This window comes from Erysipelatoclostridium sp. An173 (assembly GCF_002160495.1).
GTDB classification, from domain to species: domain Bacteria; phylum Bacillota_I; class Bacilli_A; order Erysipelotrichales; family Coprobacillaceae; genus Thomasclavelia; species Thomasclavelia merdavium.
On the sequence record NZ_NFKR01000026.1, the window covers coordinates 14,958 to 36,912 of the forward strand.

A 21,955-nucleotide genomic window follows, 5' to 3' on the forward strand; every position below is an offset into this window, starting at 1 on the left:
CTTTATTTGTGTATGATAATACATATTTATAAAGTATTAATAACTAAATATTAATTTATTAGATTTATAAATAGGTAGCTAAAATAAAAGATAAGGCGTATAATGAAGATGTATTGGAGGAATGGAATGATGGATAGAGCAGTGATGACTGGTGATAGTACTAACATTATGCCATATGTAATATTAATGGTTGTTGCAGTGGTAGTAATTGCTGGTTTTATCATTTATAAGAAAAAGAAGAATAAATAATATAATCATCTGTAATTTAGGCAGATGATTTTTATTTCTTTACAATATTTATAAATAAGTTATAATAACTTTAGATACTTTCGTTATAATGTGACGAAAGTTCAAAAGAGGTGAGGTAGTGACTAAAATAACTGACTTAAAAGAAGATAACATTCATCAAATCAGGCAATGTTTTTATGATGGTGAAATTTGGACTAAAAATAAACTAGCTCAAAAAACTGGGTTATCATTAGCGGCTACTACTAATATTTTACAATATTTACTTCAAAATAATGAAATATTACTTGATGGTAAAGCTCAGTCTACTGGTGGTCGAAAATCAAAACAATATGTGTTAAATGCTGATTATCAAAGTTTAGGTGTTATGATCTTAAAAAGAGATCATATAAATTATTATTATGCTGGTAGAATATATAATTTACTAGGAAAATGTTTAGGTGATATTCGGTTAACCGGGACTAAAGGTGATTATAATGAACTGGTACGGGCAATTGATTTGCTTTTAAAAAAGAAACACTTTGATAGTTTAGTAATAAGTATTCCAGGTGTAAGTAATAATGGAATGATTAATATTTGTGATTTTGAAGAATTGGCTCAAAGAGATTTAGGTGGCTTATTAAAAGATAGATATCAATTATCAATAATTATTGAAAATGATGTAAATGTAGCTGGTATTGGTTTTAGCCGTCAATATCCGCAATGTAATAATCTAGCGTTTATGTATCAGCCTAAAGTTAAGTATATTGGCTGTAGTATGATAATTAATCATCAGCTTTGTAAAGGGTTCTCAAATTTTGCCGGTGAATTATCGTATTTACCGTTTTTCACTCATTTGCAACAAACAGAAATGTTAAAGAAGGCACCAGACAATTTACTTTTAGATCAGCTTGTTAGTTTATGCTGTGTTGTAAATCCGGAGATTGTTGGTATTAGTAGTGATGTATTAGAAGATTTTTCAGGGGATGGAATGGAAAACTATTTACCAAAAGAGCATTGGCCGCAAATAGTTTTTGTTGAAGATTTTGATAGTTTAATTTATGAAGGGTTATATGTATTAGGGATTGAAAAGATAATAGATAATATAAAAAAGGAGCAGACTAATGGATAAATATATAGATTTACATATGCATTCAAAATATAGCGATGATGGTGAGTTTACACCTAGTGAATTAGTTGAAATGTGTCATCGCTCTGGGATTAAAATTATGGCTATTGCTGATCATAATAGTGTAAAAGCAATTGATGAAGCTAAAGAAGCAGCTAAAAAATATGATATCAAATATATCAGTGCAACAGAAATTGATTGTACCTATAATGGAATCAATCTTCATGTATTAGGTTATGGTATTGATTATCATCATGAAGATTTTAAACGTCTAGAACAAAATGTTTTAGATCAAGAATTAAAATGTTCGAAAGAAAAAATACTTTTAACAAACAAATTAGGTTTTGAAGTTGATGAAGAAGCTTTAAATAAATTAAGTGCTAATGGTGTTTATACTGGTGAAATGTTTGGAGAAGTATTATTAAATGATCCTCGTTATCAAGAACACCCATTATTAAAACCATATCGTGAAGGTGGCGCTCGTAGTGATAATCCATATGTTAATTTTTATTGGGATTATTATAGTCAAGGTAAGCCATGTTATACCAAGATTATTTATCCTAGTTTAAAAGAAACCATTGATTTAATTAAAAAGCATGGCGGAACTGTTGTTTTAGCTCATCCGGGTAATAATTTAAAAGGACAATTTGAAGTTTTTGACGAAATGGTTGCATTAGGTGTTGAAGGAGTAGAAGCATTTAGTAATTATCATAGTTTAGAGACAGTAAATTATTTCTATAATGCCGGTAAAAAACATGATCTTTTAATTACTTGTGGCAGCGATTTTCATGGTAAAACAAAACCGGCTATTGAACTTGGTGAGTGTCGCTGCAACATAGATGAACATGATATTGAAGAACAGTTAAAAGAGTATAATTTAATTTAAAAAATGATGACAAGCAGCTTGGATGCAAGCTGTTTTATCTTTACAAAAAAATAATAAAATTGTTCTTTAATTAGTACAATTGTTATGCTATAATCGAGGCGGAAAAAGAGGGTAGTGAAAATGGATATACGAAAGAAAAAGAATATCATTAGTTTTTTTGCGGTTATCTTATCAGCATTGATTATGGCTTTTGCAACAAAAAATTTAGTCCGTCCGGCTGGAACTTTATCCGGTGGATTTATGGGAGTTGCCATTATGGCTGATATGATTGCTGAATTATTAGGGGGAAGTTTACCAACTTCAATTGGACTTTTATGTTTAAATGTACCGGTGGCATTATTTTGTGCTAAGAAAATTTCTAAACGATTTGTATTTTTTTCATTATTACAAGTTATATTAACATCACTTTTTTTACCGTTAATGCCAACGTATCCATTATTTGATGATACAATATTAAATGTAATTTTTGGTGGCTTTTTATTTGGGATTAGTATTACGGTAGCTTTAAAAGGAAATGCTTCTAGTGGGGGGACAGATTTTATTGCATTATATATCTCTAATAAAAGCGGTCGTGAAATATGGAATCAGGTCTTTGTATTTAATGCAATGTTATTGATAATTTTTGGTTTTATTTTTGGTTTTGAAGCAGCTGGTTATTCAATTTTATTCCAGTTTATTTCAACTAAAACAGTATCAAATTTCCATACACGTTATAAACGAGTGATGTTGCATATCTATACAAAATGTAAAGATGATATAGTTTCTGTGTATTGTAAAAAATTTCATCATGGAATTACTGTATTAGATGGTGTTGGAGGTTATTCAAATAAACCGGTTTCTTTGCTTACAGCGATTGTTTCAAGTTATGAAGTTGATGATGTGATTATGGCTATGAAGGAAGTCGATCCTCAGGTAATTATTAATGTGTCTAAATCAGAAAAATATGTAGGTCGTTTTTATAATGAACCCTTATAGAATATAATTAGATAAAAAGGCTAACCATCGGTTAGTCTTTTTTTAATAGTAGCTAGAATCAATAGGATGCTCGATGGCATAAAAACCGCCGTCAAAACTATAGGCCTGATAGCCTAAGGCTATTAGTTTTAATGCTAAGTCAGATGATCGTTTACCACTATAACAAATTAAAAAAATTGGTTTATTTTTAGGACAGTCAAGTTTATTGATTGTAAAGTCCTGGTAAGGGATATTGATGAATTTTGTCAGGTGAAGCTGTTTATATTGATAAGGCTCTCTTAAATCGATGAATAGATAATCGTGTTTAAGTAATTCAGGTAACATATTGATACTAATTAAATGGTTGATTTTCATCACTTTCACCTCATTATAATGTATGAAACTAATTGAAAACAATGCTTAAGAATGGTATAATTCAGCCATGGAGGAATGTTGAATATGGATAAGAAAACAATCAAAGATATCGAAGTCACTGGAAAAGTTGTTTTATGCCGTGTTGACTTCAATGTACCTAGAGACAAAAAAACTGGAGAAATTACTAATGATAATCGTGTAGTAGCTGCTTTACCTACTATTAATTATCTATTGGAACAAAATCCAAAATGTATTGTATTATTCTCACACTTAGGAAAAGTTAAAACAGAAGAAGATAAAGCTAAAAATGATTTAGCAGTTGTTGCTCCTTGTTTAGAAAAACATTTAGGAAAACCTGTTACTTTCGTTAATGCTACAAGAGGACCAGTGTTAGAAGATGCAATCAAAAATGCTGATGAAGGTTCTGTAATTTTAGTACAAAATACTCGTTATGAAGCTGGAGAATCTAAAAATGATCCTGAACTTGGAAAATACTGGGCTTCATTAGGTGATGTATTTGTTGAAGATGCATTCGGTTCTGTACATAGAGCTCATGCTTCTACTGCAGGAATTCCTGCTCATTTACCAAGTGCAGCTGGATTCTTAGTAGAAAAAGAAATTGCTTATATCGGAAAAGCTGTAAATGATCCTGAAAGACCAATGGTTGCAATTTTAGGTGGTGCAAAAGTTTCTGATAAAATCTTAGTTATCGAAAACTTATTAAAAATCGCTGACAAAGTTATCGTTGGTGGTGGAATGAGTTATACATTCGCTGCTGCTCAAGGATATAAAATTGGAAACTCTTTAGTTGAAGAAGATCGTATCCAAGTAGCTAAAGATATTCTTGCAAAAGCTGGAGACAAATTATTATTACCAGTTGATTCAGTTGTAAATACTGCATTTGCACCTGAAGGTGATATTAAAGTAGTTGAAGGTGACATCCCTGAAGGATATATGGGATTAGATATTGGACCTAAATCAGTTGAAAACATTAAAGCTGCATTACAAGGTGCTAAAACAGTTATCTGGAATGGACCAATGGGTGTATTCGAAATGGAACCATTTGCTAAAGGAACAATTGAAGTTTGTGAAGCTTTAGCTAACTTAGATGGTGCTAATACTATTATCGGTGGTGGCGATAGTGCTGCTGCAGTAATGCAACTTGGATATGCTGATAAAGTTTCTCATATCTCAACTGGTGGAGGAGCTTCATTAGAATATATGGAAGGTAAAGTACTTCCTGGTATTGCTGCAATTGATGATAAATAATAAGGGGAAATAATAATGAGAAAACCAATTATTGTAGGAAACTGGAAAATGAATAAAACAATCGCTGATACTAAAGCATTCGTAGAAGCGGTTGATGGAAAAGTTAGTGACAGTGCTGATTGGGGAATTGCAACTCCATATTTAGCTCTACAAACTGCAAAAGCAGAAGCTAAAAACTTATTAGTTGCTGCTGAAAACTGCCACTTTAAAGATAGTGGTGCTTATACTGGAGAAGTTAGTGTTGAAATGTTAAAAGAAATCGGAGTTGAATGGGTAATCCTTGGACACTCTGAAAGAAGACAATATTTCGGTGAAACTGATGAAACAGTTAACGCTAAAATGCTTCAAGTATTAAAAAATGATATGACTCCAATCGTATGTGTTGGTGAAACTTTAGAAGAATATGAAGCAGGAACTACTAAAGATGTTGTTAAAAAACAAACAGTAGCTGCTTTCAAAGATGTATGTCCAAAATGTGCATCTCGTAGCGTAATTGCTTATGAACCAGTTTGGGCTATTGGAACTGGTAAAACTGCTACTAATGAAATTGCTCAAGATGTTTGTGCATATATCCGTAGCGTAATTGCTGATTTATATGATCAAGAAGTAGCAGATGCAATCAGAATTCAATATGGTGGATCTGTAAAACCTGAAGGATTAAAAACTTTACTAGAACAACCTGATATTGATGGTGCTTTAGTTGGTGGAGCTTCACTTCAACCAGATTCATATATTGCAATGATTGAAAATTTAGGTTAATAGAACTAATTAAGAAGGCTTGTTTTGAAGCCTTCTTTTTTATGATTATTGGTAAATAAAATGGAAATAATATAAAATGAAAAATATAAAGCATATTAGTAACGATTACTATTTATCTATGCTATAATCAAGGTGCAAGGGATAAATAAACTTAATAAGGAGGTTTTCAAAATGAAATTATTAAAATGCCCAATTTGTGGCAATGTGGTTGAAATGGTAGAAGATCATGGTGTGCCTCTAATGTGCTGTGGTAAACCAATGGTTGAAGTTAAAGCTGGCGAAGTGGATGCGGCAGTTGAAAAACATGTACCAGTTGTCAAAGTTGAAGGTGATTATTTAGTGGCAACAGTTGGTGAAGTTTTACATCCAATGACACCAGAACATTTAATTAGTAATATTTGGGTTGAGTTTAGTGATGGAAGTGTAATGAAAGTTACATTGACACCTGAAGACAAACCAGAGGCTCGCTTCAATGTTGCTGGTAAAAAAGGTAAAGCTACAGTTTATGAATATTGTAATCTTCATGGATTGTGGAAAGCAGAAGTTGAGTTATAAACCTCCATATGACTTGGAGGTTTTTTTATATTTAAAAATTAATGAAAAAAATTATAAAAAAAGTATTGCATTTATCGAATAATAATGTATAATTCGTAGTTGACGCAATATGTGTTACTATGCGTGGAAGGACTATGTCCATTTGACCACAGCACGGACAAATTTATATATAGGAGGAATGTCGCGTGAGTAAAAAAGTTGTAAGAGTCATGAAGATTCAGTTCCCAGCTGGAGGAGCAAAACCAGGTCCAGCCTTAGCCGGAGCAGGAATTCAAATGCCTAAATTCTGTAATGCATTTAATGACCAAACAAGAGATCGTATGGGTGAAACAGTACCTGTTGTTTTAACTATTTACGAAGATAAAGATTTTGATTTTGTATTAAAAACTGCACCAGCAGCTGAAATGATTAAAAAAGCTTGCGGAATCCAAAAAGGTTCAAGCAACGCTGGAACTACTAAAGTTGCTACATTATCAGCAGATAAATTAAAAGAAATCGCTGAATACAAAATGCCTGACTTAAACGCTAACGATCTTGAATCAGCAATGAGAATCATCGCTGGTACAGCTCGTAACATGGGTGTCGAAGTAGAAGGTATTTAATTTAAGATTAATAAATATTAATCGTCATTTGTGGAAGGATAATCCGTTAGACCACTAAGGAGGAAAAATAATGGCAAAGAAAAGTAAAAGATATCAAGAAGCTGCTAAATTAATTGAAAAAGGTAAAGCATATTCAGTTGAAGAAGCAGTTGAATTAGTAAAAAAGACAAGCACAGTAAAATTTGATGCAGCTGTAGATGTTGCATTTAAATTAGGGGTTGACCCTCGTCAAGCTAACCAACAATTACGTGGGGCTTTAGTATTACCACACGGAACTGGTAAAACTAAAAAAGTATTAGTTGTAACTGAAGGAGCTAAAGCTCAAGAAGCAAAAGATGCTGGAGCTGACGTAGTTGGTGGTAAAGAAATTTTAGAAGACATCAAAAAAGGATGGTTAGATTTTGAAGTAATGATCGCTACTCCTGATATGATGGCTGAATTAGGGAAATTAGGACGTATCTTAGGACCTAAAGGTTTAATGCCTAACCCTAAAACTGGAACTGTAACTATGGATGTAGCTAAAGCAGTTAAAGAAACTAAAGCTGGTAAAGTTACATATCGTACAGATAAAGAAGGAAATGTCCATATGACAATCGGACGCGTTTCATTTGATGATGCTCAATTAGTAGAAAACTTTAATGCGGTTTATGATTTATTAGTAAAAATCAAACCATCTACTTCAAAAGGTGTTTATATGAAAAATATCGCCTTAACATCAACAATGGGACCAAGTGTCAAAGTTGCTGCTGGTAAGTAGTCAACAAATTAAATTAGCGCAATCAATATACCCAAGACAGTAACTGGGAAACCTTAATTTGTTACCGAGGTGTTAAAGAAATATATTACTAGTATATTGACTTAACTCTCGTGTAAACGGGAGTTTTAGTTTGAGTATATTGTTGCATATATATTAAAAAATTACAGGAGGTGTAACAATGTCAACAGAAGCTATTAAAGCAAAAAGTACTTTAGTTGAAGAAATCAATACTAAATTACAAGCAGCTCAATCTGCAGTTGTAGTTGAATATCGTGGTTTATCAGTTGCTGAAATGACTGAATTACGTAAAAACTTAAAAGCTGAAGATAGTGAATTAAAAGTTTACAAAAACTCTTTAGTTCAAAGAGCTACTGTAGATACAGTATATGAAGGACTAAATGATCAATTGACAGGACCAAATGCCCTTGCATTTGGAAACAGCGATGCTGTAGCTCCTGCAAGAGTTATCGCTAAATTTGCTAAAGAACACGAAGCATTAGTTATCAAAGGTGCTGTAGTTGAAGGTAAATTATTAACTCTTGATGAAGTTAACGAAATCGCTAAATTACCTAACCGTGAAGGTATGTACTCTATGTTACTTGCTATGTTAAAAGAACCAGTAAGCAAAGTAGCAAGAGCAATCAAAGCTGTTGCTGATGCAAAGGAAGAAAACGGTGGAGCTGTAGAAGCTAAAGAAGAAACTGCTGAAGCAACTGAAGAAGCTGTAGAAGCTAAAGAAGAAACTAAAGAAGAAGCAGCTGAATAGTCTGCTTAGTATAAAAATGGAGGATAAATAAAGATGGCAAAATTAACACATGAAGATATTTTAGCTTACTTAGAAGAAGCTACAATCTTAGAATTAAATGACTTAGTAAAAGCAATTGAAGAAAAATTTGATGTAACTGCTGCTGCACCAGTTGCTGTAGCTGCTGCTGGAGCTGATGAAGCTTCTGCTGAACCAGCTAATGTTACTGTAACATTAACTGCTCCAGGTGGAACTAAAGTAGCTGTTATCAAAGCAGTTAGAGAAATCACTGGTCTTGGATTAGTTGATGCTAAAGGTTTAGTTGACAAAGCACCTTCTGTAATTAAAGAAAACATTCCTGCTGCTGAAGGAGCAGAAATTAAAGAAAAATTAGAAGCTGCTGGAGCAACTGTAGAAGTTAAATAATTTAACTTAACAGAATAAAGAGCCCTTATGGGCTCTTTTGTCTTAATAATTATGAAACATTACTATACTAATAATGAAGAATTAATAAGCAATCCGGAACAATTTGTTTTTCACTATCGAGATCATGATTTATATTTTACTAGTGATAATGGTGTTTTTTCTAAAAAAATGATTGATTATGGATCACGAGTATTACTAAATGCAATTGAGTTAGATGAAAGTAAGGTTAAACTATTAGATGTTGGTTGTGGTTATGGAACATTTGGTATTTCTTTAAAAAAGGTGTATCCTTTTTTAGAAGTAGATATGGTTGATGTAAATAATCGTGCCCTGGATTTAGTTAAAGAAAATTTGAAGGCTAATAAGCTAGAAGCTAATGTGTATTTAAGTGATGTATATGAAAATGTAAGTGATCAATATGATGTTATTGTTACTAATCCACCAATAAGAGCTGGCAAAGAGGTAGTTACTAAAATATTAGTGGAAGCTAAAGATCATTTAAATGAAAATGGTGAAATTTGGGTTGTGATTCAAAAAAAGCAGGGAGCACCCTCTGCTAAAAAGAATTTAGAAAAAGTTTTTGGGAATGTTGAAATCGTTAAACGTGATAAAGGTTATTATATTTTAAAGGCTATTAACAAATAATAATTTGTCAATAGTTTTTTTATATTTTTTTAAGAAAATTTATTGACTTTAAAATAACCTTGTGATAGAGTTATAAAATGCCTATTAGTGTTTATAATAAAGCGTTTTTGTGCGCTCAAAAACATCTTGATAGAGAAATATAAAGGGGTGGAGTTAATACGTGGAAAACAAAGTAACCAAAGCAAAAAGTAAAATTACTCGTCGTAATTATTCGAGAATTAGTGGATCTTTAGAACTTCCAAATCTTGTTGAGATTCAAACCAATTCATACAAATGGTTTAAGGAAGTTGGAATTAAAGAAGTTTTTGAAGATATCTACCCAATCACTAATTTTAATGAAACTTTATCATTAGAATTTGTAGATTGCACTTTTGATGAAGCAAAATATTCAGTAGAAGAGAGTAAGGATCGTGATGCCAATTATGCAGCACCGATTCGTGCATCTTTACGATTAGTTAATTCTAGCACTGGTGAGATAAAAGAGCAAGAAGTTTTTATGGGTGATTTCCCATTAATGACTGATTCTGGTACTTTTATTATCAACGGGGCTGAACGTGTTATTGTATCACAATTAGTACGTTCACCTGGTGCTTATTTTGCAGACGTTTTAGACAAAAGTGGAAAAACTGTATTTAGTGGCAGTATCATCCCTTCTAGAGGTACTTGGCTAGAATTTGAAACTGATGCTAAAGACACATTAAATGTAAGAATTGACCGTAATAGAAAAATGCCTGGAACAGTATTATTAAGAGCATTAGGACTTTCAAGCAATGAAGAAATTATTGATGTTTTTGGTGAACATGAATATATTACTAATACTCTTGCAAAAGACAACACTACTAATACTGAAGAGGCTTTAATTGAGATTTATAACAAGCTAAGACCTGGAGAACCAGCTACATTAGAAGGTGCAAATAACCTTTTATATACACGTTTCTTTGATTGCAAACGTTATGATTTAGCTAAAGCTGGACGTTTCAAATTCGGTAAAAAACTAAGTTTATTAGACCGTATTGCTGGCCGTGTTTTAGCACAGGATTTAGTGGACAACGATGGTAATGTAGTATATCCAGAAGGTACGTTAATTACTCAAGAAGTCATTGATAAAATTAAACCGGTTTTAGAAGCTGGAGCGCATACACGTAAATTAACCACCAATCCACGATTAGAATCAAATGATGTCATCCAAGTATTGGATGTATATGTAGATGAAACAAAATCTAAAAAAATGCGTGTTATTGGTACAGATTTATCTTTAACAAGTAAATTTGTAACTATTTCAGATATGATTGCTGCATATTCATATATGTTTAATTTAGTTGATATTTACAACTCATTAGACTTAACTGCAGAAGATCGTGTTAACTTAATGGCAAGAATTGGATTATTAGACGATATTGATCATTTAGGTAACCGTCGTGTTCGTTCAGTAGGTGAATTAATTCAAAATCAATTTAGAATTGGTTTATCAAGAATGGAACGTGTTGTAAAAGAAAGAATGTCATTATCAGAAGTTGATTCAATTACACCACAATCACTTACTAATATTCGACCATTAACAGCTGCGATTAAAGAATTTTTCTCATCATCACAGTTATCACAATTCATGGATCAAATCAATCCATTAGCAGAGCTTACAAATAAACGTCGTTTATCTGCTTTAGGTCCAGGTGGTTTAAGTCGTGATCGTGCTGGTTATGAAGTCCGTGACGTACACGCATCTCACTATGGAAGAATTTGTCCAATCGAAACACCTGAAGGTCCAAACATCGGGTTGATTTCAACTTTAGCATCTTATGCTAAAATCAACGAATATGGATTCATTGAAACACCATATCGTAAAGTAAATCATTGCGTTATTGATGAAGATGATGTTCGTTATTTAACTGCAGATGAAGAAAAGAATTATGTCATTGCGCAAGCAAATGTTCAAACAGATGAAAATGGAACTATTTTAGACGAACAAGTAATTGCTCGTCACTTAGGTGAAAATATCATGGCTAAACGCGAAGAAGTTGACTTTATCGATATTTCACCAAAACAAATCGTATCAGTAGCAACATCATGTATTCCATTCTTGGAAAACGACGATGCTACTCGTGCCTTGATGGGTGCCAACATGCAACGTCAAGCAGTACCTTTATTAAATCCACATACACCATTTGTTGGAACTGGTATGGAATATCAAGCTGCTAGAGATTCAGGAGCTGCTGTTGTTGCTCGTGAAAATGGTGTTGTTAAATATGTTGATGCTAAAAAAGTAATTATTGAAGACGAGGAAGGTGTAGAACATCGTTATCGTCTGGCTAAATTCAAAATTTCTAATAACGGAACTTGTATCAACCAAAAACCAATCGTTGAAACTGGTGAAGAGATTGTTAAAGGGCAAATTATCGCTGATGGACCAGCAATGGAACAAGGTGAGCTTGCGTTAGGACAAAACGTATTAGTTGGTTTCATGGAATGGAATGGATATAACTACGAAGATGCCGTTATTATGTCAGAAAGATTAGTTAAAGATGATGTCTATACTTCTATTCACATTGATGAATATTCAATTGAATGTCGTGATACTAAATTAGGTCCAGAAGAAATTACTCGTGATATTCCTAACGTTGGTGATGAAGCACGTAAAAATCTAAATAGTGATGGTATTATCATGATTGGTGCTGAAGTTAAAGAAGGGGATATTTTAGTAGGTAAAGTAACTCCAAAAGGACAAGCAGAATTATCAGCTGAAGAAAAACTTTTACTTGCAATCTTCGGTGAAAAATCACGTGAAGTTAAAGATAACTCATTACGTGTTCCTCATGGTGGGGCCGGTATTGTTCATGATATTAAAGTGTTTGAAAGAAAAAATGGTGATGAATTACAACCAGGAGTTAATAAGGTTGTAAAAGTATATATCGTTCAAAAAAGAAAGATTTCTGAAGGTGACAAGATGGCCGGACGTCATGGTAATAAAGGGGTCATCTCTAAGATCTTACCAATTGAAGATATGCCGCACTTAGAAGATGGTACACCATTAGATATCATGTTAAACCCATTAGGGGTACCTTCTCGTATGAATATCGGGCAAGTATTGGAATTACATTTAGGATATGCTGCTCGTCAATTAGGTTTATATATTGCAACTCCAGCATTTGATGGATTACATCCTAAAGATTTAGAAGATATTATGGCTGAAGCAGGAATGTCAAAAGATGGTAAACAGCCAGTAATTTCTGGTCAAACTGGAGAATATTATGATAACAACATTTCTGTTGGAATCATGTATATGATTAAATTAGCCCACATGGTTGATGATAAGTTACATGCTCGTTCAGTAGGACCTTACTCATTAGTAACTCAACAGCCATTAGGTGGTAAAGCTCAAAATGGTGGACAAAGATTTGGGGAAATGGAAGTTTGGGCTCTTGAAGCTTATGGTGCAGCTTACACATTAAGAGAAATCTTAACAGTTAAATCTGATGATGTTGTAGGTCGTGTTAAAACTTATGAAGCAATTGTTAAAGGTCAACCACTTCCAGAACCAGGTTTACCAGAATCATTTAGAGTATTGAAAAAAGAATTACAAGCTTTAGCTTTAGATGTTCGTTTATTAGACGAAAATGATAATGAAATTGATATGCGCAATATTGAAGAAGAGGAACGTCGTTTCCCACGCAGTATTGACAAAGATGAAGTAATTGATACAGCAGATAAATCAGTAACTGATGATGAAGAAGAAGTCGAAGAATTAGAAGTTTCTGAAGATGCTGATGATAGTGATATTGATATTAGTTTAAATGATATTGATGAAGACTTTGATGAAAGTGAATCATTATAGGAGGAAAAAAGATGGCAAGCACAAATAATTTCTCAGCAATTCAAATTGGATTAGCATCCCCTGAAAAGATTCGCGAATGGTCTTATGGTGAAGTAAAAAAACCAGAAACAATCAACTACCGTTCTCAAAAACCAGAGAAGGATGGATTATTCTGTGAAAGAATTTTCGGTCCTTCTAAGGATTGGGAATGTAGCTGTGGAAAATACAAAAAAGTACGTTATAAAGGTGTAGTTTGTGATCGTTGTGGTGTTGAAGTAACTAAATCAGCAGTACGTCGTGAAAGAATGGGACATATTGAGTTAGCAACACCAATTGCTCATATCTGGTATTTAAAAGGAATTCCTTCACGTATGGGCTTAATTTTAGATATGTCACCTAAACAACTAGAAGAAATTATTTACTTCGTTTCTTATGTTGTTATTGATAAAGGAAGTACACCATTAGAGTACAAACAAGTATTGTCAGAAAGAGACTATCGTAAATGTTATGAACAATTTGGGAATACATTCGAAGCCCAAATTGGTGCTGAAGCAATTCAAACATTATTAAAACAAGTTGATCTTGAAGAAGAATTTGCAAAAGTAAGCAAAGAATTAAAAGAAGCTCAAGGTCAAAGAAGAACTAAATTATTAAAACGATTAGAAGCAATCAATGCTTTTAGAACATCAGATAATCAACCAGAATGGATGATCTTAGAAGCATTACCAGTTATTCCACCTGATTTACGTCCAATGTTACAATTAGATGGTGGAAGATTTGCAACTTCTGATTTAAATGACTTATATCGTCGTGTTATTACTCGTAATAACCGTTTGAAAAAATTATTAGAATTAGGAACACCATCTATCATTGTTCAAAATGAAAAGAGAATGCTTCAAGAAGCAGTAGATGCTTTAATTGATAATGGTAGACGTTCTAAACCAATTACCGGTGCTGGTGGAAGAGCATTAAAATCTTTAAGCCATACATTAAAAGGAAAACAAGGTCGTTTCCGTCAAAACTTATTAGGTAAACGTGTTGACTATTCAGGACGTTCAGTAATCGCGGTTGGACCAGACTTAAAGATGTATCAATGCGGTATTCCTCGTGAAATGGCATTAAACTTATTTAAACCGTTTGTAATTAACGGATTAGTTCGTGATGAATTAGCAACAAATATTAAAGCGGCAGAAAGATTGATCGATAAAATGGATGATCGTATCTGGCCAATTGTTGAAGAAGTAATCAAACAGCATCCAGTATTACTAAACCGTGCCCCAACATTGCACCGTTTAGGTATTCAAGCATTCGAACCAAAATTAGTTGAAGGACGTGCAATTCGTCTACATCCATTGGTTACACCAGCGTTCAACGCTGACTTCGATGGTGACCAAATGGCGGTCCATGTACCATTAGGTGAAGAAGCTATTCAAGAAGCTCGTCAATTAATGTTAGGTTCAAACAATATCTTAGGACCAAAAGATGGTAAACCAATCGTTACTCCTTCTCAGGACATGGTATTAGGTAACTATTATCTAACTCTTGAAGATGAAGGTGGTATTGGTGAAGGTACTGTTTTTGCTGATCGTAATGAAGTAGATCATGCATATTTTGCTAAAACTGTTGACTTGCATACTCGTGTTGCAATTCAAGCTGGTTCTTTAAAAAATACAACTTTTACTAAAGAACAAAATGAATCTTATTTAATTACAACTGTAGGAAAAATTTTCTTTAATGACATTTTTGATGGTAAATTCCCATTTATTAATGATCCAAGTAGCGAAAACTTAACTGCTACACCAGATAAATACTTTGTACCAATGGGAACAGACATCAAGGAACACATTAAAAATCAGCCAATTATTAAGCCATTAAATAAAAAATCATTAGGTAAGATTATCGATGAAGTATTCAAACATGAAGCAATGTCTGATACTAGTTTAATGCTTGATAAATTGAAAGATCAAGGTTTCTATTATTCAACTATCGCTGGTACAACTGTATCTGTATACGATATCCAAGTACCTGAAGCTAAATATGAAATCTTTGAACATGCTGATAAAAAACTTGAACAAATTAAAAAGTTCTATAACAAAGGTAAATTAACTGAATCAGAAAGATATCAAAACGTAATTAAATTATGGACTGATGTCAAAGATGAGGTACAAGAAGTCGTACGTCAAGAATTCGAAGCTGACAGTCGAAATCCAATCTTCATCATGTCTGACTCTGGTGCCCGTGGATCACTTTCAAACTTCACTCAGCTAGTAGGTATGCGTGGTTTGATGTCAAATCCAAAAGGGGAAACAATTGAGTTGCCTATTAAATCTTCATTTAGAGAAGGTTTAACAGCATCAGAATTCTTTATTTCTACCCATGGTGCCCGTAAAGGTTCTACCGATACAGCGTTAAAAACGGCCGATTCTGGTTACTTAACAAGACGTTTAGTTGACGTAGCACAAGAAGTAATTATTTCTGAAGACGATTGTGGAACAGATCGTGGTTTCATTGTTACTGAATTATATAATAATGATGATCAATCTGTTATCGTACCATTACGTGACCGTTTAGTGGGACGTTTTGCTCAAAAAGATGTTATTAACCCAGAAACTAGAGAAGTAATTGTTCCTGGTGGAGAGTTAATTAATGAAGCATTAGCTGATGAAATCGTTAATGCAGGTATTAAAGAAGTAGAAATCCGCTCTGTTTTAGGATGTATTGCTAAAGGCGGAATCTGTCGTAAATGTTATGGTCGTAATTTAGCAACAGGAAGCGTTGTTGAATTAGGAGAAGCAGTAGGAATTATGGCTGCTCAATCTATCGGTGAACCAGGTACACAGTTAACAATGCGTACATTCCATGATGGTGGGGTTGCCGGTGGAGCCGATATCACTCAAGGGTTACCACGTATTCAAGAGTTATTTGAAGCTCGTAATCCAAAAGCTAAATCAATCATTAGTGAAATCGAAGGTGAAGTTACTAATATGATCGATAACAACGGAAGAATGGAAGTTGTTGTTACTAATGATTTAGAAACACGTAGTTATTTAGCTCCTTATGGTGCTAAAATCCGTGTTGAAGTCGGTGATAAGGTAAATATTGGTGATAAGATTACTGCTGGATCAATTGACCCTAAAGAATTATTATCAGTAGCTGATGTTGAAGCGGTTGAAAATTATATTATCAAGGAAGTTCAAAAGGTATATCGTATTCAAGGTATCGAAATTTCTGATAAGCATATTGAAATTATCGTTAAACAAATGTTACGTAAGATGAAAATTATTGAAGGTGGAGAAACTGGTTGTCTACCAGGAACAAATATTAATATCAACACTTTCACTGAATTAAATAAAGAAGTATTAAAAGAAGGTAAGCATCCTGCTGTAGCTCGTCCAGTATTACTTGGTATTACTAAAGCAGCGTTAGAAACTGAATCTTTCTTATCTGCAGCGTCATTCCAGGAAACTACTAAGATTTTAACTGATGCAGCTATCAAAGGTAAAAAAGATCATTTACGTGGTCTAAAAGAAAATGTCTTGATTGGTAAATTAATACCAGCAGGAACAGGATTGCGTGGACCTTTAAAATCACCTGAAACTCTTGAAAGAGAAGCTAGAGAAGCTCAAGAAGCTTTAGATGCTCAAGATTCTTTTGATGATAATCTTGATGGTGATCAAAATATGCAAGAATTTAATATGGAACAAGCAGGTTAATCCTGCTTGTTTTTGTACACTAAGTTTAAAATGTAAAAAAATAAAAAAATAGTGAAAAAAAGTGATTTTTTCTTAAAAAAAGATTGACATCTGACAATAAATATTTTAATATTACTACGGTGTCCGCTTCAGGACGCATTGTTTATTGAAAATTATGAAACACCCGGTATTGTGTGTTAAAAAAATTATGAAAGGAGAAAATGAATGCCTACTATTAACCAATTAGTAAGACAGGGTCGTACTGACAAAATATCAAAATCAAAATCACCAGCGTTAAACAGAGGTTATAATTCATTGGCTAAAAAACCAACAATTACTAATTCACCTCAAAAACGTGGGGTTTGTACACGTGTTGCTACTATGACACCTAAGAAACCTAACTCAGCATTACGTAAATATGCCCGTGTTAGATTATCTAATGGTATGGAAGTAACTGCATATATTCCAGGAATTGGACATAACTTACAAGAACATAGTGTTGTTTTGATTCGTGGTGGCCGTGTTAAGGACTTACCAGGGGTTCGTTATCACATCGTTCGTGGTACTATGGACTGTGCTGGGGTAAACAACCGTAAACAAGGTCGTTCTAGATATGGTGCTAAGAAACCAAAATCTTAATTAAATCAAGTATAGGAGGAAATATAAATGGCAAGAAAAGGTCGTGTTGCAAAAAGAGACGTTCTACCAGATCCAGTATACAATTCTAAAACTGTTACTAAATTAATCAACAACATTATGCTTGATGGTAAAAAAGGTGTTGCTCAAAACATCTTATACGAAGCATTTAAAAAAGTTGAAGAAAAAACTGGAAATCCAGCAATGGAAGTTTTTGATCAAGCAATCAATAACATTATGCCAGTTCTTGAACTTAAAGTTAGACGTATTGGTGGAGCTAACTACCAAGTACCAGTAGAAGTTTCTGGAGAAAGAAGAATGACTTTAGGATTAAGATGGTTAGTTAACTATTCTCGTTTAAGAAACGAAAATACAATGATTGATCGTCTAGCTAATGAAATTATTGATGCTTCTAACGGAACAGGTGCTTCTGTTAAGAAGAAAGAAGATACTCATAAAATGGCAGAAGCTAATAAAGCATTTGCTCATTTCCGTTGGTAATATCCAACAATTAATAAGAAAGGAGAAAAACTATGGCTCGTGAATTCTCATTAGAGAAAACTCGTAATATCGGAATCATGGCTCACATTGATGCAGGTAAAACTACAACAACTGAACGTGTTCTATATTACACTGGTAAAATCCATAAAATTGGGGAAACTCATGAAGGTGCTTCTCAAATGGACTGGATGGAACAAGAACAAGAGCGTGGTATTACAATCACTTCTGCAGCAACAACTGCTCAATGGAATGGATATCGTGTAAATATTATCGATACTCCAGGTCACGTAGACTTTACTGTTGAAGTTGAACGTTCACTTAGAGTTCTTGATGGTGCTGTAACTGTATTAGATTCAAAAGCTGGGGTTGAACCTCAAACTGAAACAGTTTGGCGTCAAGCAACTACTTATGGTGTACCTCGTATCGTATTCTGTAATAAAATGGATGCTACAGGTGCAGATTTCATCATGTCATTAGAATCTTTAGAAAAAAGATTAGGTGTTCATGGTGTTGCAATCCAATTACCAATTGGAGCTGAAGATACTTTTGAAGGTGTCATCGACTTAATTAAAATGAAAGCTGTATATTTTGAAGGGGATAAAGGTGAAAACGTTGTTTACAAAGATATCCCTGCAGAATATGTAGATCAAGCTAATGAATATCGTGAAAAGATGTTAGATTCTGCTGCATCTTATGATGATGATTTATTAATGAAGGTATTAGAAGGTGAAGAACCAACTGAAGAAGAAATCAAAGCTGCAATCCGTAAAGGTGTATTAGCAGTAGAATTATTCCCAGTATTATGTGGTTCTGCATATAAAGATAAAGGTGTTCAACCAATGTTGGATGCAGTTATTGATTATTTACCAGCACCAACTGATATTCCATCAATCAAAGGTATTGATGAAGATGGTAATGAAATTGAAAGACATGCTTCTGATGAAGAACCATTTTCAGCATTGGCTTTCAAAATCATGGCTGACCCATTCGTTGGTAGATTAACATTCTTCAGAGTTTATTCAGGAACTATCAATTCTGGTTCTTATGTATTAAACTCAACTAAAAACAAAAAAGAACGTTTAGGACGTATCCTACAAATGCACGCTAATAAGCGTAATGAAATCTCAACTGTATATGCTGGAGATATCGCTGCAGCTGTTGGTTTTAAAAACACAACAACTGGGGATACTATCTGTGATGAAAAGAATTTCGTAATTCTTGAAAAAATGGAATTCCCTGAACCAGTTATTGAACTTGCAATTGAACCAAAAACTAAGCAAGATCAAGATAAATTAGCTAACGGTTTATCTAAATTAGCTGAAGAAGATCCTACTTTTAGAACTTATACAAATCCAGAAACTGGTGATACTGTTATCGCTGGTATGGGTGAATTACATCTTGATGTAATCGTAGACCGTTTAAAAAGAGAATTTAAAGTTGAAGCTAATGTAGGTGCACCACAAGTTGCTTATCGTGAAACAATCAAGAAAGCTGCTGATTGTGAAGGTAAGTATGTAAGACAATCAGGTGGTCGTGGACAATACGGTCACGTATGGATCAAATTTGAACCTAATGAAGGTAAAGGATTTGAATTCGTTGATGCTATCGTTGGAGGGGCAGTGCCTAGAGAATATATCGGTTCAGTAAAAGCTGGGTTAGAAGACGCTCTTGAAAACGGTATGATTGCTGGTTATCCAGTATTAGATATTAAAGCAACATTATTCGATGGTTCTTACCATGATGTCGATTCATCAGAAATGGCATATAAAGTTGCTGCAAGTTTAGCATTAAAAGAAGCTGGTAAAAAATGTGATCCAGTAATCTTGGAACCAATCATGGCTGTAGAAGTAACAGCACCAGCTGAATATTTAGGTAGTGTAATGGGAGATGTATCTTCTCGTCGTGGTATGATCGAAGGACAAGAAGAAAGAGGTAATGCTATCACTGTACAAGCAAGTGTACCTTTATCAGAAATGTTCGGATATGCTACTGATTTAAGATCATTTACTCAAGGTCGTGGAAACTATACAATGATTTTCGATCGTTATGAACCAGTACCTAAATCAATTAAAGAAGAAATTATTAAGAAAAACGGCGGAAATAACTAATGTCGTGTTAAAATCTTATTGATTTTTTCAACTAAATAAATTAGAATGTATATGTACAAAAATATAAACTAGGAGGAAAGCTTAAATGGCTAAGGAAAAATTTGACCGCTCTAAAGCGCATGTAAATATTGGTACTATTGGTCACGTTGACCATGGTAAAACAACTTTAACTGCAGCTATTACAACTGTATTAGCTAAAGATGGGCAAGCACAAGCAATGGACTATGCTTCAATCGATGCTGCACCAGAAGAAAAAGAACGTGGTATTACAATCAATACTGCACACGTTGAATATCAAACAGCTACTCGTCACTATGCACACGTAGACTGTCCAGGTCATGCTGACTACATTAAAAACATGATCACTGGGGCTGCTCAAATGGACGGTGCTATCTTAGTAGTTGCTGCTACTGATGGTCCAATGCCTCAAACAAGAGAACACATCTTATTATCTCGTCAAGTAGGTGTACCATACATTATCGTATTCTTAAATAAATGTGATATGGTTGATGACGAAGAATTATTAGACTTAGTAGAAATGGAAGTTCGTGAATTATTAAATGAATATGACTTCCCAGGTGATGATACACCAGTTATCCGTGGATCTGCATTAAAAGCATTAGAAGGAGATCCAAAATGGGTACCAGCTATTCATGAATTAATGGATGCTGTTGACACTTATATCCCAACTCCAGAAAGAGATACAGATAAACCATTCTTAATGCCAGTTGAAGACGTATTCACTATCACTGGACGTGGAACTGTTGCTACTGGACGTGTTGAACGTGGACAATTAAAATTAAATGACCCATTAGAAATCGTTGGTTTACATGAAACTCAAAATACTGTTGCTACAGGTATCGAAATGTTCCGTAAATTATTAGATTACGCTGAATCTGGAGATAACGTAGGGGTATTATTAAGAGGTATCAACCGTGATCAAATCCAACGTGGACAAGTATTAGCTAAACCAGGATCAGTACATCCACACAAAAAATTCAAATGTCAAGTTTACGTATTAAGTAAAGATGAAGGTGGACGTCATACTCCTTTCTTCGCTAACTACAGACCACAATTCTATTTCAGAACTACTGACGTTACTGGTGTAATCGAATTACCAGAAGGTGTAGAAATGGTTATGCCTGGAGATAACGTAGAATTAACAGTAGAATTAATTGCTCCAATCGCAATTGAAAAAGGAACTAAATTCTCAATCCGTGAAGGTGGTAGAACTGTAGGTTCTGGAAATATCTCTGAAATTATTGAATAGTATTTAATTAGGGAATCTTTACTGATTCCCTTTTTTGTTTATAATATAAATAGATAATTGGAGGGATAAAGATGGAAAATTTATTAGGGATAGGATGTTTAATTTATGCTATTTATTTAGCGATAAGTAAAAGATTACCTTATCGTAAAGAAGTAATGTTGAAAGAAGGAACAGAAAATACGTGTTTAAAAATTGAAATAATAGCTTTTATTTGTTTGTTTTTAGTTTTTGAAATGATGTATTTAATTAGTTTTTTTATTAGAGGTTCAATTATACTTGGAATTTTTTATTTAATATTAATAATTGCAATATGGAGCATTAAGGAAAATAGAGAGAAAAAATTGTATAAAGAAAGATATCGAAGATAAAGTATATTGTTGGAAATGTTGGTTATATTATTAAAATGTAAGATATTAATAAAAAAATGACAGGGAAAAACGATGATAAAAAGGGAGAAAAAGGGGGAAGGGATAAAAAAAGTAAAAAAAGGTATTTACAAAGTAAAGAGGATGTGGTAGATTAATAGGGCACTCGAGAGAAGGAGCGAGGTTCAAAGGAAGGGCCGAGCGAAAAAAGTAAAAAAAAGAATTGACAAACGAGAGAAAAGAGTGTA

Annotated in this window: 20 protein-coding genes and 1 other annotated feature; of the genes, 19 read left to right on the plus strand and 1 reads right to left on the minus strand. The window is 33.5% G+C overall.

Translation table 11 applies throughout. From position 1 onward, the window contains the following. Window positions 1-129 precede the first annotated feature (129 nt). The 4 genes from B5F09_RS10570 (at window position 130) to B5F09_RS10585 (ending at window position 3,215) form a co-directional block, all read left to right on the plus strand. A complete protein-coding gene (locus B5F09_RS10570; protein WP_087302595.1) occupies window positions 130-249 on the plus strand; it encodes an LPXTG cell wall anchor domain-containing protein in 120 nt (39 codons plus the stop codon). A 118-nt stretch (window positions 250-367) separates the two neighbouring features. Next, window positions 368-1,357, plus strand: coding sequence for an ROK family protein (locus B5F09_RS10575; protein WP_087374077.1), 990 nt, complete (start codon window positions 368-370; stop codon window positions 1,355-1,357). After that, window positions 1,350-2,240: a PHP domain-containing protein gene (locus tag B5F09_RS10580; protein WP_087374079.1), complete on the plus strand. Its 891-nt coding sequence runs from the start codon at window positions 1,350-1,352 to the stop codon at window positions 2,238-2,240. The genes B5F09_RS10575 and B5F09_RS10580 overlap by 8 nt, the downstream gene beginning before the upstream one ends. Window positions 2,241-2,360: 120 nt before the next feature. Continuing rightward, window positions 2,361-3,215 carry a YitT family protein gene (locus B5F09_RS10585; protein ID WP_087374080.1) on the plus strand — a complete coding sequence of 285 codons (855 nt, stop codon included), beginning with the start codon at window positions 2,361-2,363 and terminating at the stop codon, window positions 3,213-3,215. Window positions 3,216-3,257: 42 nt separating this feature from the next. On the opposite strand, the gene B5F09_RS10590 is transcribed toward B5F09_RS10585, so the two are convergent. Further along, entirely contained in the window at window positions 3,258-3,569 is a 312-nt protein-coding gene (locus tag B5F09_RS10590) for a rhodanese-like domain-containing protein (RefSeq protein ID WP_087374082.1), read from the minus strand. 84 nt (window positions 3,570-3,653) lie between these two features. On the opposite strand from B5F09_RS10590, the gene B5F09_RS10595 reads away from it, so the two are divergent. The 15 genes from B5F09_RS10595 to B5F09_RS10665 all read left to right on the plus strand — a co-directional run bounded on the left by B5F09_RS10595 (window position 3,654) and on the right by B5F09_RS10665 (window position 21,710). Further along, entirely contained in the window at window positions 3,654-4,838 is a 1,185-nt protein-coding gene (locus B5F09_RS10595; protein ID WP_087374084.1) for a phosphoglycerate kinase, read from the plus strand. Window positions 4,839-4,853: 15 nt separating this feature from the next. Next, window positions 4,854-5,597 carry a triose-phosphate isomerase gene (gene tpiA / locus B5F09_RS10600; RefSeq protein ID WP_087302568.1) on the plus strand — a complete coding sequence of 248 codons (744 nt, stop codon included), beginning with the start codon at window positions 4,854-4,856 and terminating at the stop codon, window positions 5,595-5,597. Between the two features lie 171 nt (window positions 5,598-5,768). Further along, window positions 5,769-6,152: a desulfoferrodoxin family protein gene (locus tag B5F09_RS10605; protein WP_087374086.1), complete on the plus strand. Its 384-nt coding sequence runs from the start codon at window positions 5,769-5,771 to the stop codon at window positions 6,150-6,152. A gap of 185 nt (window positions 6,153-6,337) precedes the next feature. Continuing rightward, a complete protein-coding gene (gene rplK / locus B5F09_RS10610) occupies window positions 6,338-6,754 on the plus strand; it encodes a 50S ribosomal protein L11 (RefSeq protein ID WP_087302572.1) in 417 nt (138 codons plus the stop codon). Between the two features lie 70 nt (window positions 6,755-6,824). Beyond that, window positions 6,825-7,511, plus strand: a complete 687-nt coding sequence (gene rplA, locus B5F09_RS10615; RefSeq protein WP_087302574.1) for a 50S ribosomal protein L1 — start codon at window positions 6,825-6,827, stop codon at window positions 7,509-7,511. A 12-nt stretch (window positions 7,512-7,523) separates the two neighbouring features. Then, window positions 7,524-7,649 (plus strand) — a sequence feature (ribosomal protein L10 leader region). Between the two features lie 40 nt (window positions 7,650-7,689). Next, complete coding sequence (gene rplJ, locus B5F09_RS10620) at window positions 7,690-8,277, plus strand: 50S ribosomal protein L10 (protein ID WP_087302576.1); 588 nt, start codon at window positions 7,690-7,692, stop codon at window positions 8,275-8,277. 33 nt (window positions 8,278-8,310) lie between these two features. Continuing rightward, complete coding sequence (gene rplL, locus B5F09_RS10625; RefSeq protein WP_087302578.1) at window positions 8,311-8,682, plus strand: 50S ribosomal protein L7/L12; 372 nt, start codon at window positions 8,311-8,313, stop codon at window positions 8,680-8,682. A 51-nt stretch (window positions 8,683-8,733) separates the two neighbouring features. Further along, entirely contained in the window at window positions 8,734-9,327 is a 594-nt protein-coding gene (locus B5F09_RS10630) for a class I SAM-dependent methyltransferase (protein WP_087302597.1), read from the plus strand. A 160-nt stretch (window positions 9,328-9,487) separates the two neighbouring features. Then, window positions 9,488-13,156, plus strand: a complete 3,669-nt coding sequence (locus B5F09_RS10635; protein ID WP_087374088.1) for a DNA-directed RNA polymerase subunit beta — start codon at window positions 9,488-9,490, stop codon at window positions 13,154-13,156. 11 nt (window positions 13,157-13,167) lie between these two features. Continuing rightward, a complete protein-coding gene (rpoC, locus tag B5F09_RS10640) occupies window positions 13,168-16,848 on the plus strand; it encodes a DNA-directed RNA polymerase subunit beta' (protein WP_087374090.1) in 3,681 nt (1,226 codons plus the stop codon). A gap of 204 nt (window positions 16,849-17,052) precedes the next feature. After that, window positions 17,053-17,466, plus strand: coding sequence for a 30S ribosomal protein S12 (rpsL, locus tag B5F09_RS10645; protein ID WP_087302584.1), 414 nt, complete (start codon window positions 17,053-17,055; stop codon window positions 17,464-17,466). 27 nt (window positions 17,467-17,493) lie between these two features. Next, the gene (gene rpsG, locus B5F09_RS10650) at window positions 17,494-17,964 is read left to right on the plus strand and encodes a 30S ribosomal protein S7 (RefSeq protein ID WP_087302586.1); all 471 of its coding nucleotides are present in this window, start codon (window positions 17,494-17,496) and stop codon (window positions 17,962-17,964) included. Window positions 17,965-17,996: 32 nt separating this feature from the next. Then, the gene (fusA, locus tag B5F09_RS10655) at window positions 17,997-20,072 is read left to right on the plus strand and encodes an elongation factor G (protein ID WP_087302588.1); all 2,076 of its coding nucleotides are present in this window, start codon (window positions 17,997-17,999) and stop codon (window positions 20,070-20,072) included. A gap of 85 nt (window positions 20,073-20,157) precedes the next feature. Beyond that, on the plus strand, window positions 20,158-21,342 hold the full coding sequence (tuf, locus tag B5F09_RS10660; RefSeq protein ID WP_087302591.1) for an elongation factor Tu: 1,185 nt from the start codon (window positions 20,158-20,160) through the stop codon (window positions 21,340-21,342). A gap of 71 nt (window positions 21,343-21,413) precedes the next feature. After that, entirely contained in the window at window positions 21,414-21,710 is a 297-nt protein-coding gene (locus B5F09_RS10665) for a hypothetical protein (RefSeq protein ID WP_087374092.1), read from the plus strand. Window positions 21,711-21,955 lie beyond the last annotated feature (245 nt).